Source organism: Mesorhizobium sp. WSM4836, from assembly GCF_055811815.1.
In genome coordinates this window covers 33,834-49,361 of sequence record NZ_JBVVQF010000005.1, presented here as the reverse complement: position 1 = coordinate 49,361, position 15,528 = coordinate 33,834, and the positions used below count along the sequence as shown (strand labels likewise).

At 64.6% G+C, this 15,528-nt stretch carries 17 protein-coding genes; 11 read left to right on the top strand and 6 right to left on the bottom strand.

Annotated features, from left to right (window positions below; all coding sequences use genetic code 11):
- Positions 1–1,109 (bottom strand): polysaccharide deacetylase family protein (locus AC0L2P_RS08055; protein WP_473500684.1); only part of this gene is annotated, 1,109 nt, incomplete at its 3' end.
- A 198-nt stretch (positions 1,110–1,307) separates the two neighbouring features.
- On the opposite strand from AC0L2P_RS08055, the gene AC0L2P_RS08050 reads away from it, so the two are divergent.
- Positions 1,308–1,973: a tetratricopeptide repeat protein gene (locus tag AC0L2P_RS08050; protein WP_473500683.1), complete on the top strand. Its 666-nt coding sequence runs from the start codon at positions 1,308–1,310 to the stop codon at positions 1,971–1,973.
- A 6-nt stretch (positions 1,974–1,979) separates the two neighbouring features.
- Positions 1,980–3,413 (top strand): ribosome biogenesis GTPase Der, encoded by a 1,434-nt coding sequence (gene der / locus AC0L2P_RS08045; protein ID WP_473500682.1) that lies wholly within the window; start codon positions 1,980–1,982, stop codon positions 3,411–3,413.
- Between the two features lie 10 nt (positions 3,414–3,423).
- On the opposite strand, the gene AC0L2P_RS08040 is transcribed toward der, so the two are convergent.
- A complete protein-coding gene (locus tag AC0L2P_RS08040; RefSeq protein WP_473500681.1) occupies positions 3,424–4,341 on the bottom strand; it encodes a LysR substrate-binding domain-containing protein in 918 nt (305 codons plus the stop codon).
- A gap of 120 nt (positions 4,342–4,461) precedes the next feature.
- Between AC0L2P_RS08040 and AC0L2P_RS08035 the strand changes: the two genes are divergently transcribed.
- From AC0L2P_RS08035 to AC0L2P_RS08005, 7 genes are all read left to right on the top strand, one after another.
- Positions 4,462–5,781 (top strand): MFS transporter, encoded by a 1,320-nt coding sequence (locus tag AC0L2P_RS08035; protein ID WP_473500680.1) that lies wholly within the window; start codon positions 4,462–4,464, stop codon positions 5,779–5,781.
- Positions 5,782–5,888: 107 nt separating this feature from the next.
- A complete protein-coding gene (locus AC0L2P_RS08030) occupies positions 5,889–7,073 on the top strand; it encodes a cell wall hydrolase (RefSeq protein WP_473500679.1) in 1,185 nt (394 codons plus the stop codon).
- A gap of 256 nt (positions 7,074–7,329) precedes the next feature.
- Positions 7,330–7,728 carry an AtpZ/AtpI family protein gene (locus AC0L2P_RS08025; protein WP_473500678.1) on the top strand — a complete coding sequence of 133 codons (399 nt, stop codon included), beginning with the start codon at positions 7,330–7,332 and terminating at the stop codon, positions 7,726–7,728.
- Positions 7,729–7,798: 70 nt separating this feature from the next.
- A complete protein-coding gene (locus AC0L2P_RS08020; RefSeq protein ID WP_473500677.1) occupies positions 7,799–8,557 on the top strand; it encodes a F0F1 ATP synthase subunit A in 759 nt (252 codons plus the stop codon).
- 67 nt (positions 8,558–8,624) lie between these two features.
- Entirely contained in the window at positions 8,625–8,849 is a 225-nt protein-coding gene (locus AC0L2P_RS08015) for a F0F1 ATP synthase subunit C (protein ID WP_254820421.1), read from the top strand.
- An 81-nt stretch (positions 8,850–8,930) separates the two neighbouring features.
- On the top strand, positions 8,931–9,512 hold the full coding sequence (locus AC0L2P_RS08010; protein WP_473500676.1) for a F0F1 ATP synthase subunit B: 582 nt from the start codon (positions 8,931–8,933) through the stop codon (positions 9,510–9,512).
- 10 nt (positions 9,513–9,522) lie between these two features.
- A complete protein-coding gene (locus AC0L2P_RS08005) occupies positions 9,523–10,014 on the top strand; it encodes a F0F1 ATP synthase subunit B (RefSeq protein ID WP_473500675.1) in 492 nt (163 codons plus the stop codon).
- 186 nt (positions 10,015–10,200) lie between these two features.
- On the opposite strand, the gene AC0L2P_RS08000 is transcribed toward AC0L2P_RS08005, so the two are convergent.
- Positions 10,201–10,896 (bottom strand): ribonuclease HII, encoded by a 696-nt coding sequence (locus tag AC0L2P_RS08000; RefSeq protein ID WP_473500674.1) that lies wholly within the window; start codon positions 10,894–10,896, stop codon positions 10,201–10,203.
- Positions 10,897–11,062: 166 nt separating this feature from the next.
- Entirely contained in the window at positions 11,063–12,217 is a 1,155-nt protein-coding gene (locus tag AC0L2P_RS07995) for a PA0069 family radical SAM protein (RefSeq protein ID WP_473500673.1), read from the bottom strand.
- A gap of 151 nt (positions 12,218–12,368) precedes the next feature.
- Between AC0L2P_RS07995 and AC0L2P_RS07990 the strand changes: the two genes are divergently transcribed.
- A complete protein-coding gene (locus AC0L2P_RS07990) occupies positions 12,369–12,872 on the top strand; it encodes a glycosyltransferase family protein (protein WP_473500672.1) in 504 nt (167 codons plus the stop codon).
- 198 nt (positions 12,873–13,070) lie between these two features.
- Positions 13,071–14,045, top strand: a complete 975-nt coding sequence (locus AC0L2P_RS07985) for a phytanoyl-CoA dioxygenase family protein (protein WP_473500671.1) — start codon at positions 13,071–13,073, stop codon at positions 14,043–14,045.
- Between the two features lie 32 nt (positions 14,046–14,077).
- Here the strand turns inward: AC0L2P_RS07985 and moaB are convergent, their stop codons facing one another.
- The gene (moaB, locus tag AC0L2P_RS07980) at positions 14,078–14,620 is read right to left on the bottom strand and encodes a molybdenum cofactor biosynthesis protein B (RefSeq protein WP_473500670.1); all 543 of its coding nucleotides are present in this window, start codon (positions 14,618–14,620) and stop codon (positions 14,078–14,080) included.
- A complete protein-coding gene (locus tag AC0L2P_RS07975) occupies positions 14,607–15,509 on the bottom strand; it encodes a 4-(cytidine 5'-diphospho)-2-C-methyl-D-erythritol kinase (protein WP_473500669.1) in 903 nt (300 codons plus the stop codon). Before AC0L2P_RS07975 ends, moaB begins: the two co-directional genes overlap by 14 nt.
- Positions 15,510–15,528 lie beyond the last annotated feature (19 nt).

Here is a 15,528-nt window from a genome sequence, read left to right as displayed (position 1 = left end):
GGGGGTGTTTGTCGCGCCTGGGCGGTTTTTTTTTTCTCCCCCCCCCCCCCCCCCCCCCCGCCCCCCGCGCCCCGCGGGGGCGCCGGCCCCCCCCCCCCCCCCCCCCCCCCCCCCCCCCCCACCGCCGCCTGTCTTTCGCCTCGCCGCGAGACGTAATCGCGAAAACTGATGCATTCGACATCCGCCTTGATGCAGACCTCGCCGGCAAAGCGTTCCAGCGCGTTCCAGTAGGCGCCGTCGTTCATCAGAGTGAAGTGGAAGCCGAGCTCAAGCGGGATGCGCTTGCCCTGGTATTGCGCGTCGAAGGCGGCGCGAAAGGCGTCATAAGTCCGCTCAGTGAACTCTTGCGCCATGCTCGGCCGCTCGAAGCCGCCGGAATGCCTGACATAGAGATTGTAGTCCATGGCGATCACACGCCTTGAACTCGGCCCTTCCGAGATCTGCGGCAGCGAAAAGCGCGTGACGCCATTCAGGGTCGGCGGCTCGACTGGCCCACGCGAGACGCCGCTTGCGTCGAGCAGGAAACCGGCGGCGGGCAGCGCTTCGTAGAGCGCCTTGTTTGCCGACAGATAGGGTGCGCGAAACCCGACCACCGACTTGCGCGCGAAATCGCGCCAGTCCTTTGGTTCGGATGCGATGCCGTTGATCGAATAGGCGTTTTCGAGAACATGCTTGAACGAGCCGAACTCGCTCAGCCAGTCGGCCTTGCTCCAGTCCTTGCCGTCGAAATGGCCGCAGCCATGGCTGCCGATATCGTGGCCTTCGGAGGCGGCGAGGTTGATCTGCTCGAGCCGGTCGGCGACTTCCTGTCTGGAGGCGGCAAAGCCGATGTTTGATTTGCCTTCAGTCTTGCCAGGCGCGGTGTATTGCTTGCGTGTCTGCGGCGACAACAGGAATACACAGGAGACGAAATAGGTGAAATGCGCGCCTGTGCGCTGGGCCAGCGCCCGGCTGCGCTGCCACTGCGAAATGTCGCGAGCGCTGTCGAACGAGATGATGACGATCTGCTTCGGTTTGGCCGGCGCCGCCGGCGGGTCGGCAAAAGCCGCGCCCGCCGCAAGCGACGCGATCGAAAACGCAACAACGCGGGACAAACGGGACAAAGGCATCCGACCGGATCAAGGAAAGTAGAAGCACCGCCTACCGGTGAAATATGGCACGGGTACGATCGACCTGTGCGGCCGCCGTTGGCGGCGACTGCCTCGGGAATAGGCGATTTTCCTGCCGAACCCCTTCCATGCCGGCAAAATTTCGCTAAAACGCGGGCTCATCAACCGCCCCGCCCGGGGCATGAATGGTTTTGATCCATGTCGGACGACAGTTTTATCCGCGAAGTCAACGAAGAGATTCGTCGCGACCAGGCGCAGGCGCTGTGGGACCGTTTCGGTCCCGCCTTGCTTGTGCTCGCCGTGCTGGTGGTGCTCGGCACCGCTGCCGTCGTCGGCTACCGCTATTGGGACGAGACCCGCGCCAACCGCTCGGGCGATGCTTTTTCGCAGGCGCTGAAGCTCGCCAATGAGGGCAAGAACGACGAGGCGCTTGCCGCTCTGGAGACGTTGGAGAAGGACGGCTACGGCGCCTACCCGCTGCTCGCCCGCATGCGCGCGGCAACCGTCAAGGCGGACAAGGGCGACGTCGACGCCGCCGTCAAGGATTTCGACGAGGTCGCCGCCGATACCAAGATCCCCTCCGGCATTCGCGACATGGCGCGCCTCAGGGCCGCTCTACTGCTGGTCGATCACGGCACTTTCGCCGATGTCTCCAGCCGCGTCGAGGCGCTCACCGCCGACACCAACACGCTGCGCCATACGGCGCGCGAAGCGCTTGGCCTTGCTGCCTGGAAGGAAGGCAAGGCGGCGGATGCATTGAAGCTGTTCGACCAGATCGCCGCGGATGACGGCGCCCCGCGCAACACGCGCGAGCGGGCGACGTTGATCTCCGAGCTGATCCGCGGCTCGGGCGGCGTGTCGTGATATTCCATGACCTTCAAAGTCGCCATCATCGGCCGGCCTAACGTCGGCAAATCGACCCTTTTCAATCGGCTGGTGGGAAGGAAGCTGGCGCTTGTCGACGATACGCCCGGCGTCACCCGCGATCGTCGCGTCCATGCCGCAAAGCTCTACGATCTCAATTTCGACGTCATCGACACCGCCGGCTTTGAGGATGCGGCGGCCTCGACGCTGCCCGGCCGCATGCGCGCCCAGACCGAGATCGCCATCCGCGAGGCCGACCTGATCTTTTTCACGATCGATGCCAAGTCCGGGCTGATGCCCGACGACAAGACCTTCGCTGAGATCGTGCGCAAGTCCGGCAAGCCGGTTGTCGTCGTTGCCAACAAGGCCGAGGCGCGCGGCGCCCAGGGCGGCATGCTGGAGGCCTGGGAGCTCGGCCTTGGCGAGCCGATCCCGGTTTCGGCCGAACACGGCCAGGGCCTGCCCGATCTGCGCGACGCGGTGATCGCAGCACTTGGCGAGGCGCGCGCCTTCGGCGTGGACGAAGAGGCCGGCGAGGATGAGGTCGCCGCCAGCGAGGTGCTGATCGGCGAGGACATCACCGACCCGGACGCCGAGCCGAGCTATGACGACACCAAGCCGATGCGCATCGCCGTTGTCGGCCGCCCCAACGCCGGCAAGTCGACGCTGATCAACGCGCTGATCGGCGAGGAGCGGCTGTTGACCGGCCCTGAGGCCGGCATCACTCGCGATTCCATCTCGGTCGACTGGGACTGGTATGGCCGCCGCTTAAAACTGTTCGACACCGCCGGCATGCGCCGCAAGGCCAGGATCCACGAAAAGCTCGAAGTGATGTCGGTGCAGGACGGCTTGCGCGCCATCCGCTTTGCCGAGATCGTCATCATCGTGCTCGACGCCACCATTCCCTTCGAGAAGCAGGATCTGCAGATCGCCGACCTGATCATCCGCGAGGGCCGTGCCCCGGTGATCGCCTTCAACAAATGGGACCTTGTCGACCATCCCCAGGAATTGCTGGCCGAGCTGCGCGAAAAAACCGAGCGGCTTCTTCCCCAGGCGCGCGGCATGCAGGCGGTGCCGGTCTCGGCCGAGACCGGGCGCGGCCTCGACAAGCTGATGGATGCCGTCATCAGGACGCATGGAGTTTGGAACAGCCGCGTCTCGACCGGCAAGCTAAACCGCTGGCTGGAAGGCATCCTGGCGCATCATCCGCCGCCCGCCGTCGCCGGGCGCCGGCTGAAGATCAAATATGTCACGCAGGCCAAGACGCGGCCGCCCGGCTTCGTCGTCTCCTGCTCGCGCCCCGATGCGATGCCGCAATCCTACGTCCGCTATCTCTCGAACAGCCTGCGCGAGGCTTTCGACATGCCCGGCGTGCCGATCCGAATCGCCTTGCGCACCTCGGACAATCCTTTCGCCGGCAGGGCGAAGAAGCGCCACTGAGCCACTGCCTTTACGCCACGTTGCGCAGAACGGGCGCCGGTTGGGCCTGCGGCAACGCTTCCAGCGCTGCCTGCAGCAGGATGTCGCCAAGCCGCGCCGCCACGGGGTCGGGCTCGGCCTCCTTGCGATGCAGGAACAGCGCCATCTTGGGCAAAGCGGGCAGCCCGGCGATCTCCGGCGTCATCGCCCTGACGGTGGCCGGCAGGCCGATATCGGTGCGGATCGTCAGTCCGAGCCCGGCGGCGACGGCTGCCCAGATACCGCCAAGGCTCGGGCTGGAGAAGGCCATCCGCCATGCCAGGCCGGCGCGGTCGAGCGTTTCGGTCGCCACGCTGCGCAGCAGGCACGGCGCTTCGAGCGCCACCAGCGGCAACGCCTCGCCATCGCGCAGGCTGGTCTCGATCTGTTTTGCCGGACCGATCCAGCGCATCTGGACGTCGGCGACATGCCGGCTGTAGGGCAGCGTCGCGCCATTGTGCCAGGCAAGCGCGATATCGAGGCTACCCGAAGTGATCCGTTCGGCAAGCTCGTGGCTGCGTGCGATCCTGGCTTCGATCTTGACCTTGGGATGGGCGCGGGCGAAGCGCCCGAGCACTTCCGGCAGCACCGCCTCGCCGAAATCCTCCTGCAATCCAAGCCGCACCCAACCCTCCAGCTCGACATCGTGGATGGCGGAGGCGGCCTCGTCATTGAGCTCGATCAGCCGCCGCGCGTAGCCGAGCATGGTCTCGCCCGCGTCCGTCAGCGCCAGACCGCGCCCCGATTTGCGGAAGATCGGCGTCGCCGCCTGCTCCTCCAGCTTCTTCAATTGCGCACTGATTGCCGAGGTCGAGCGGCCGAGCCGGTCGGCGGCCTTGGCAAAGCTGCCCAGCTCGATGCCGGTGACGAAGCTGCGCAGGACGTCGAGATCGAATGTCACGCGTCGCATGGCAATAATCCTGATATTTGGGACATTACGTTAAAAACTTCCTGATATTCAGTACGAAGCTATGGCGGTAGAGACAGCGCGTCAAGACCGAATGCAACCGACCCATGCAGGAACTGAACCATGTCCGCTGTCGCCACACGAGCAGATTTCAAACCGCTTCGCCCGGCCGCCGTTGCCGCCCCGTCAGAAGCAGCGGCACTTCGAGCCAACCATCGCTGGAAGGTGCTGGGCATCGGCGTCGCCGCCAATGCCTGCTTTTCCGCGACCTTCTCCGGCATTCCGGCGACGGCGGTCGTCCTGCGCTCGGGCTATCATCTCTCTAACGGCGAACTCGGCCTGGCGCTTGGCCTTCTCGGCCTGGGCGTGGCGCTGAGCGAATTGCCGTGGGGGCTGCTGACCGATCGGTGGGGCGACCGCCGCGTGCTGCTGACAGGGCTCGGCGCAACCGCGGTTTGGCTGCTTGTCATGGCCGCGCTGATCGTGCCGTCACCGGCCCATATTCCCGGCGTCGCGCTTCTCGCCGCTGCCCTGCTGGTCACCGGATTGCTCGGCGGCAGCGTCAACGGCTCCAGCGGCCGCGCCATCATGGCCTGGTTCGGCGAAGGCGAGCGCGGCTTTGCCATGAGCATCAGGCAGACGGCGGTGCCGCTTGGGGGCGGGCTTGGCGCGCTCGTGCTGCCGTCGCTCGCTGCAGCCCATGGCTTCACGGCGGTCTTCGGAGTTCTGGCGGCTGCATCCGCCGTCTCGAGCTCGCTCGCCTGGCGCTGGCTGCATCAACCACCGGCGCGTGACGATGCCAATTCGGGCAGCACGGCGAAGCCGGCCGGCCCGCCGCCGCTGCGCAACCCGGCCGTCTGGCGCATCGCAACAGCCATCGGCCTGCTTTGCTTTCCGCAGGTGGCGGTGCTTACCTTTGCTTCCGTCTTCCTGCATGATTTCGCCGGCATGGGAACAGCCGTGATCAGCGCCAGCCTCGCTGCCGTGCAGGTCGGCGCCATGGTCATGCGCGTCTGGAGCGGCCGCTACACCGACCGTCACGGCAACCGCCGGCCCTTCCTGCGTCTGTGCAGCGCGCTGAGCGTGGCCGCCTTCACCGTGCTTGCGGCGCTCGTCTTGTTTTCGGCCCAATTCTTGTCAGGCCAGGTGCCGATGCTTTCGCCGGCAATCGTCGCGGTGCTGGTCGTGGCAGGCATCTGCGTCTCCTCCTGGCATGGCGTCGCCTACACCGAGCTTGCGACACTGGCAGGCGCGAGCCGGGCCGGAACGGCGCTCGGCCTCGCCAACAGCCTGGTCTTCATCGCCTTCTTCCTGGTGCCGATCGCCATTCCGGGGCTTCTCGTGCTCTGCTCGTGGGCAGGCGTCTGGCTGGGTGCGGCTATTTGCGCGCTGATCGCCTGGCCGATCTTTCTTCCGTCAAGCGATGGCCGCAAAAGCGCCTGACTTCGACACGAGATGGGAAAACAACGTTCTAAGCTGTTAACGCCCCATCAAGGTTAATGCATCATTGTAGCTCTCCAGTGGGGTCCGTCGCGTTTCTGGAGAGTTCCGTGCATCGACGTGTTTTGACGCGGCTTGTCGCCGCCGCCGGTGAGAAAAAGCGTTCCTTCCTGTCTCCGCTCGTTATTGGCCTTGGTATCTGGCTCGGTTTTCCGAGTGTCGCTGCCTATCAGGACATGACCAGCCTGGTCTCCGGCCTGGAAGCGCCGAGCGTCCGCTGGAACGCCTATGTGGAGAAATCCGTCGCCGGCTCCGTTCACGCCGCCGAAATGCCATTCCTCGATTCCAGCAGCACCGGCTCGCTCTCCGGCTCCGGCGTCCAGCTGCCCGGCATCGGCGCCGTCTCGTTTCGCGGCAAGGGCAGCATCGCCGGCACGATGCCGGACGAGAGCCGCATCATGCGTGCCGACAAGAAGGGCCGCATCATCCAGGTCTCGCCCGTCTCGCCGCCGAAGAACTTCAACGCCGGCTCGATTTTCGAGCGCACCTCCTCGCTGCTCCGCCCAAGCATGGACAGCGGCCTGAGGATGGCCTTCGCCAAGCCCGAGATCAAAGGCAAGGAAATCCAGATCGCCGCCGCCTTCCACGCGCGCGTCGACAAGAAGCCGGATCCCGGCGTGCCGGCGATGCTTGCCGCACTGGTCAACAACGATCATCCCGACGTGCTGGCGACCGCCTATGCCTCGTCCGCTCCCGATTACGCACAAGCATCGCCTTTCGAGGCCTTGCTGCAGGACGAGGAGCCGAACGACGGCCGCTTCATCCCGCCGCTGAGCAAGGGCGATCATTCGTGGATGCAGACGCCGCTTCCCGCCAGCGTCTTTTCCAAGCCGGAGCAGGCCTGCCTCGCCAAAGGCATCTATTTCGAGGCGCGCGGCGAATCCGTACGCGGCCAGGCCGCCGTCGCCCAGGTCATCCTCAATCGCGTCCGCAACCCGGCCTATCCGAACTCGATCTGCGGCGTCGTCTACCAGAACGACAACTGGTTCAACCGCTGCCAGTTTTCCTTCGCCTGCGACGGCAGGAAGAAGCGCATCGACAACCCTGCCGCCTACCAGACCGCCCAGGATGTCGCCATGGCCGTCACTGCCGGCAAGATCTTCATTCCGGACGTCGGCTCGTCGACCCATTATTACGCTAATTACGTCCATCCGGGCTGGGCGCGGACGATGCAGAAAATGACTAGGATCGGCCTGCATATCTTCTACCGCACCTATGGCGGGGGCTGGAGCTGAGCGCTCGGGCAGCCCTCGCGTCTTTCGCGGGAGAGCGGCCGATCGAAGACGCATCTCCGTGGGGATTCGGCCGCAGCCCGCTGGGGACTGCGTCGGGCGCGATGTCGCACCCAGGCAAGTAGCTGATTTATAACGAAAAAAATACTTGAGCTTGAACGTCCGCCCGTGGCTTGACGGGCGCGGACCCTCTAACTATGTTGCCGGCGACTTTAAGAAGCGGACGGACGGCGACGGTCTGACCGGGCAGGGGGGTTGCGTGGCCGACAAGAATGGGCCAGACGGAACCGGCAAAACCGGCCGCGGCAAGCAGCATGAAGCCGATATCCGCGACGACGATCTTGAGCGCCGCCGGCGCGACCTTGAAGCATCGCTTGCGACAAGGCGGCCGGATCGGCTCGAGGGGAAAGACGACGCGAAAGCGGGCAGTGTGGCCGGGTACGGCCAGGCGCTCAAGCTGTCCAGCGAGTTCATCGCCGGGATAGTGGTCGGTGCGGCTCTCGGCTGGTTTATCGACCGCGTGGCGGGGGCATCGCCATGGGGTCTGATAGTCGGGCTGCTGCTCGGTTTTGGCGCCGGCGTGCTCAATGTCCTGCGTTCAGCCGGGCTTGTGTCGGAATTCGGAACGGGCGACAAACCGCGCGATCCGAAAGAATGAATTGAGGCGCCGCATGCCGGCGCATTGAACAGGATACTGAAGCCGTCTGCGGCTTTGATGGGGATTTAAAGTGGCTGCTGACAAGGTCGATCCGATCCACCAGTTCCAGATCCATCCGATCATTCCGATTCACATCGGCGGCTACGACCTGTCTTTCACCAATTCGGCTCTGTTCATGCTTGCGACAGTTGCTGTCGCAGCGGCGTTTCTCTATCTCAGCACGTCGAGCCGCAGCCTCGTCCCGGGCCGCCTTCAGTCGGTCTCGGAAATGGCCTATGAATTTGTCGGCAATATGCTGAGGGACGCCGCGGGCACGCAAGGCATGAAGTTCTTCCCCTTCGTGTTCTCGCTGTTCATGTTCGTGCTTGTCGCCAACCTGCTTGGCCTGTTTCCGTATTTCTTCACCGTCACCAGCCACATCATCGTCACCTTCGGCCTCGCTGCGCTGGTGATCGGAACGGTCGTCGTGTACGGCTTCATGAAGCACGGTCTCGGCTTCCTGAAGCTGTTCGTGCCGAAAGGCGTGCCCATCGTGATGATGTTGCTTGTCGTTCCGATCGAAGTGATTTCCTTCGTATCGCGCCCGGTCAGCCTCTCGGTTCGTCTGTTCGCCAACATGTTGGCCGGCCACATCACGCTGAAGGTGTTTTCGGGATTCGTCGTCAGCCTCAGCGCTCTCGGCACGCTTGGCATTGCGGGTTCGGTCCTGCCGCTGGCGATGGCCGTGGCTTTGACGGCTCTGGAGTTGCTCGTGGCGCTTTTGCAGGCCTACGTCTTCGCCGTGCTGACCTGCATGTATCTGAACGACGCCCTGCACCCTTCGCACTGATTAGAGTTTCCGGCATTGCCGCCGGTTGGAATCGCAACGGAATTTTAGATCCAAAGGAGTTGAACAAATGGACGCAGAAGCAGCAAAGTACATTGGCGCCGGCATCGCATGCCTCGGCATGGGCGGCGCGGGCGTTGGCCTCGGCAACATCTTCGGCAGCTATCTGGCGGGCGCGCTGCGCAACCCGTCTGCCGCCGACGGTCAGTTCGGTCGCCTGATTTTCGGCTTCGCCGTGACCGAAGCGCTGGGTATTTTCTCGCTTCTCATCGCGCTTCTCGCCCTGTTCGGCTGAATATTTGTTCGGCTGAACATTGGGAAGGATTGAACAGGCCAGCCGCGATCCTGCGGCGGGTCTGAATTTCGGGGATAGTCCATGTTCGTGACATCTGCCTTTGCGCAAGAGTCCGCGCCCGCCGCAACGGAAGGCGACACGCACGCCGGCACCGGCGTGCCTGCCGAGGCGCACGGCACGTTCCCGCCATTCAATCCGGCGACGTACCCATCACAGCTGTTATGGCTTGCAATCACTTTCGGGCTGTTCTACCTGTTCTTGAAACGGGTGGTGATGCCGCGCGTCGGCGGCATCATCGACGTTCGCAACGACCGCATCACGCAGGATCTCGACCATGCCGCCCGGCTGAAAAGCGAAGCGGATGCCGCCGTTGCCGCCTATGAGCAGGAATTGGCGGAAGCCAAGGGCAAGGCCAATGCGATCGGCCAGCAGGCCAACGATGCGGCCAAGGCGGAAGCCGAAGCTGCCCGCAAGACGATCGAGGCAGCGCTTGACCAGAAGCTTGGCGAGGCCGAGGCGCGTATTTCTTCCATCAAGGCTAATGCCATGAAGGAAGTCGGCACCATCGCCGAGGAGACCGCTTCGGCCATTGTCGAGGCGCTCGTCGGCGGGAAGGCCAGCAAGGCCGAGATCGCGGCCGCCGTCAAATCCGTGGCCGGGTGAGGAGCGCATCATGGACGCCACATCTCTCGCGACGCTTTGGGCAACCGTTGCCCTCGTAATCTTTCTCGGCATTACCATCTACATCAAGGTGCCGGGCATGATCGCCAAGGCGCTCGATGCGCGGGCCGACAAGATCAGCTCCGAGCTTGAGGAAGCGCGCCGGTTGCGCGAAGAGGCCCAGCAGCTGCTTGGCCAGTACCAGCGCAAGCGCAAGGAAGCCGAGCAGGAGGCCGCGGCCATTGTCGCCGCCGCCAAGCGCGAGGCCGACATGCTTGCCGCCGAGGCGCACAAGAAGACCGAGGACTATGTCGCCCGGCGTACCGCCTTAGCCGAGCAGAAGATCGGCCAGGCCGAGCGCGAAGCGATCGGCGAAGTGCGCGCCAGCGCCGTCGATATCGCGGTCGAAGCCGCGCGCGCGCTGCTGGCCGGCAAGATCGACGCCAAGGCCGGCGCCGACCTGTTCAACGCCTCGCTGCAGGATTTGAAGTCGAAGCTGAACTGAACGGAGCGTAATCTCCCCCCTTGAGGGGGAGATGGCCGGCAGGCCAAAGGGGGTCGCCGCGCGTGAAGCGCCAACCTTTTCTGTCGTTCAAGATGGTGTCGCGCCAGGACGTACCGACCCCCTCTGTCGCCTTTGGCGACATCTCCCCCTCGAGGGGGGAGATTACGCGACTGGTCGTTTTCGCAATCAATCCAACCCCGAAAAACCCTCTTCCTCCAGTACCTCTACCCCGTCGAACCGGAACGGCGCGAAGGAGGCGCGGTGCAGCCGCGCCACTGGTCCATGCAGATCGATCGCCGTGCGATGGCGCACGGTGGCGTAGCCCATATGCAGCTCGAAGCCGTAATGCGCATGATGGCTGCCGCAGCCGCACATCATGCGGTCGCGCAACACCTTGGCGACGATCGAGGCCGCGGCGATCGACTGCGAGCGCTGGTCGCCCTTGATCAGCGCCTTGCCCTCGCAGGGCAGGCCGGGTGGCACGTCGCGGCCGTCGGCCAGCGCCAGCTTCGGCCGGATTGACAGGCCGGCCACGGAACGGCGCATTGCCTCCAGGCTGGCCTTGAGGATGTTGGAGGCATCGATGCCTTCGGCGCTGACCGAGGCCATCGACACGGCGAGCGCGGAGCCGAGGATTTTCAGGAACAGCGCCTCGCGCTGCAAATGCGTCAGCCGCTTGGAATCGTCGAGGCCGTCCGGGATGTTGGCCGGATCGAGCACCACCGCTGCCGCTACCACCGGCCCGGCGAGCGGACCACGGCCGGCCTCGTCCATCCCCGCCACCGGCCAAAGGCCTTCGGCCATCGCCTTCGTCTCGAACGAGAAGTCGGGTTTCTCGACGATCTCGAAGAGAAGCGGAGAATCGGAACGCGGGCGAGCCATGGTGCGGCGAGGTTCGCATCGGCTCCGATTCTCCGCAAGTCCCTCCGGGTCGGGCGGGGCACCGGACCAGGAGGGCTACCGTCTGCAAGGCCGGGGACAGGACAGGCCGGACGGGATTTTTTCGCCTGTTGCCGGCCGCTTCAAGCGGCTGGCGCGAGACGCTTTGTCACAGCAGCATCAGCTGCTCTGTTGCCTTGGCAGCCGGGACGAACTGGTCGGTCCGCAGTGAACGCCGCTCGGCATTGAGGCCGAGCCGCTTGGCGGCGATCTCGAAACGCCGGCCGATCTGCCAGGCATAGGGGCCGGAGCCTTTCATGCGCTTGCCCCATTCCGAATCGTAGTCCTTGCCGTCGCGCATTGAACGGATCAGCGACATGACGTGGCGATAGCGGTCGGGATAATGGCGCAGCAGCCAGTCCTTGAAAATCGGCGCGACCTCCAGCGGCAGGCGCAGCAGCACATAACCGGCCTCGCGCGCACCCGCTGCCTGCGCCGAATCGAGGATGCGCTCCATCTCCGGGTCGGTCAGTCCGGGGATGATCGGCGCGACCATCACCGAGGCCGGAATGCCGGCGTCCGAAAGCTGCCTGATCGCCTCCAGCCGCTTGGTCGGCGTCGAAGCGCGCGGCTCCATCGTTCTGGCCAGCATCCTGTCCAACGTCGTCACCGACAATGCCACCTTGGCCAGCCCGCGTTCGGCCATGCGTGACAGAACGTCGATATCGCGTGTCACTAGCGCCGACTTGGTGACGATACCGACCGGATGCCCGCGCGCCTCCAGCACTTCGAGGATCTCGCGCATGATCCGGTATTGTTTCTCGATCGGCTGATAGGGATCGGTGTTGGTGCCGATGGCGATGGTGCGCGGCTGGTAATTATCCCTGGACAATTCCTTGTCGAGCAACCGCGCCGCTTCCGGCTTGGCAAACAGCTTCGATTCGAAATCTAGACCCGGCGACAGGCCCATGAAGCTGTGCGTCGGCCGCGCGAAACAATAAACGCAGCCATGTTCGCAGCCGCGATAGGGATTGATCGAGCGATCGAAGGAGATGTCGGGCGATTCGTTGCGCGTGATGATGGTGCGCGGCTTCTCGACCTGTACCTCGGTCTTGAACGGCGGCAGCTCCTCCAGCGAATTCCAGCCATCGTCGAACACGTGCCGGCTGACCGGCTCGAAACGGCCGGAGGGATTGATGCCCGCCGACCTGCCGCGATTGCGGTCCGGGCGGACGCGCATGCCGCTCTGCTCGATTATCGCATTCGCCATCTCGGCCCTGCCAGCGCCGAAGGCGGCAATGTCGGCACGCACGATCTGTTCCATTTTGGCCCTTTCCCAGGGACTGTCCGCCCGCTGTCGAATCGTTCTGCTCATGAATGTATTCCTATCGTATTGAGGAGAACAAAGCAAGAACTTTCTCGCGATGCGCCGCAAAAACTGGCGCTGCCCATCGCTTTCCGCTATTCGGCTAAAGATGCTCAGCGTCCTAATCGAAACCCTGAATGACGAGGAGGGCCTCGCCCGCACGCTCGCCTCGCTGATCGGTGGCGCCGTCGAGGGCGTCGTGCGCGACGTTCTCGTCTGTGACATCGGCTCGACCGATCAGACGCACCGCGTCGCCGAACATGCCGGCTGCCATTATGTCAGCGGCGGCATCGCCGCCGGCATCAGACAGGCCAAGGGCGACTGGCTGCTTTTGCTGGAACCGGGCGCGCGGCTGGGAGAGGGCTGGATCGATGAGGTCGTTGCCCATACCTCTAGGCAAACCATGGCGGCGCGGTTCTCGCCGGCACGCGGCAGCCGCGCGCCCTTCCTGTCGCGCGTTCTTGCCGGACATCGCGCTCTCGCCGAAGGCCTGGTGATCAGCAAGCGTCAGGCCGGGGCGCTGTCGAAGAATGCCCGCAGCGCCGAAGCGATCGCCCGCGGCCTGGCGACCAGAAGGCTCCACGCCGAGATCTGGGTCGCGCCGCGGAAGTGAAGCGCCCGTTTCCTTCTCCCACAAGAAGGGGAGAAGGGAAGCACTGCAATTTTGGCCGCGAACGGTTTATTGTGCATTGCACAAAATGTGGCCGGGGGTTACCATTCCCAGCGATATGGGCAATAGGGTTGGGGTGTGTGCCGGAGCGGTAACGACGACTGTCGTCGATGCTGTTCCCTCGACATTTTGAGGACCCGGATGACCCTTTCAAGCCCTGACAAGTCCGGCGCTGCAAGCCTCGAGGCGATCGCACGCAATGGCGGTACGCTGCGCCGTATCGCCGCCCGCATCCCGACCTATCTTTCCGACCTTTGCGAGAATCCGGCATGGCTGCCGATGTTCATGCTGGCGCGCACCATGCCGGCGCGGCGCCTGCACTGGCGCGGTGCGAAGCCCGTTCCGCCGGCGCGCAATGTCGGTGAAACGATGTTCGCCGGCGTCGATCGTGGCGCCGTCGTCGGCGCTCTGCGCATCGAGGGGCTCTATTCGGGCCTGATGCTGCCGGCCGTCATCCAAGAGGAGATCGCCCGCTTCGCCGAGCGCACGCCATGCTTCGGCAATTTCGACCGCCGGCTGGAATTCCTGCCCGAAAAACACGCCGATGCCGAAAAGCATTTCGGCCGCCCGCTGCTCAGCGGCCACTATTTCGAGCGGGTCCTCGACTGCAGCGCTGCGGTCGCCGTGCAGCGCGATCCGCTGCTTCTCGACATCGCGGCGCACTATCTCGGCAGTCAGGCGAAGCTGATCACCACCCGCATCTGGTGGAGTTTTCCGACCGGTGGTGTCTCGGACGCCGACAAGAACATGGCCTCGCTGGGCAAATACCATTTCGACCTCGATGACTGGCGCATGCTGAAGTTCTTTTTTTACCTGGTGCCGGTCGACGCCGACACCGGGCCGCATGTCTATGTCCGCGGCTCCCACAACCGCCGCATCCTGAAGCATCAGTTGACGCTTCTGGTCGGCCATTCGGCGGAAGAGGTGCTGAGCGTCTATGGCGAGCAGAGCCCGGTCACGCTGACCGGGCCGGCCGGTCTCGGCTTTGTCGAGGACCCGTTCGGCTTCCATATGGGCACCGTGCCGACGCGCACGCCGCGGCTGATGATGGAAGTTGGCTTCGGCGTGTCGCCGCCGTCGCGCCGCCGTTTTCACGGCGAGCCGGTCATTCGCTAAACCGAGGTCCTTGACTGATAGCTCGGTTCGTCTCAGCCGCGCCGCAGATGCTCGTCCAGACGCGGCATGATCTCGACGAAGTTGCAGGGCATGTGCCGGTAGTCGAGCTGCGGCTTCAAGATGCCGTCCCAGGCGTCCCTGCAGGCGCCCGGCGAGCCCGGCAGCACGAAGACGAAGGTGGCGTTGACGACGCCGCCGGTTGCCCGGCTCTGGATCGTCGAAGTGCCGATCTTGTCGTAGGAGATGCGGTGGAACACTTCGGAAAAGCCGTCCATGTGCTTTTCGAAGATCGGCTCCAGCGCTTCCGGCGTCACGTCGCGGCCGGTGAAGCCGGTGCCGCCGGTGGTGATGACGACATCGATTGCGTCGTCCTTCGACCAGCCCAGGACCCTCTCGCGGATCTTGTCGCGGTCGTCGGTGACGATGTCGCGGGCGGCCAGGATATGGCCTGCCTCCACAATGCGGTCGGCCAGCGTCTGCCCGGATTTGTCGTCGGCGAGGCTGCGCGTATCGGAAACGGTCAGCACCGCGATGCGCACGGGAACGAAGGGGCGACTCTCGTCAATCCTGGCCATGGGCATCAGCCTCCGATGTCACGCTTCGCGTCGCCGCGACAAACCAATCGGGATGGCGGCTGCGGATATCGACGGCCGCGCGCTTGGCCACATTGCCGGTCTCGAACAGACCGAAGCAAGTTGCGCCGGAGCCGGACATCCTGGCAAAACCGGCTCCGGCCTTGTTGAGCACGGAAAGCGCCTTGCCGATGGCGGGCTGGATTGCGCGCGCCGCAGGCTCGAGATCGTTGCGGGTGATCTCCAGCCAGTTGCGGATGCCATGAAAGTCGAGGTTGCGCGGCAGCGGCGGCAGCCCCGCATTATCACGGCGGCCAAGCGCCTCGAACACGTCGGCCGTCGAGACGGCAGTTCCGGGATTGACGAGCACCAGACCCAAGGCCGGGAAACCCGGCACGAGCGTCAGCTCGTCGCCGATGCCGCGGGCGATCAGCGGCTTGTAGGCGAGGCACATCGGCACGTCGGCGCCGAGCGACAGGCCGATCCGCGCCAGTTCGGCATCGCCAACATCAAGTCCCCAGATCTGGACCAGGGCGCGCAGCACAGCCGCCGCATCGCTCGATCCGCCGCCGACGCCGGACGCGACCGGCAGGTTCTTTTCGAGCCTGATGGCGACAGCCGGCGCATACTGGGGACCGGCCTCGCGCCGCAGCGCGTCGCGCGCCCTCACCACCAGATTATTGTCGTCGGCCGGTACCGCGGAGGCGTATTTGCCGGACACGGAAAACCCATCGCTGTCGGCAAGTTTCGTTTCGATGCGGTCGCCAAAGCGGGTGAACACAGCCAGGCTTTCGATCATGTGATAACCGTCGGCGCGCCGGCCGGTGACGTGCAGCGCGAGATTTATCTTGGAGTGCGCATGCAATGCCCGGACGCTGGCCCCGGAGTCCACTGGCTCGGCCGCGAGAGGG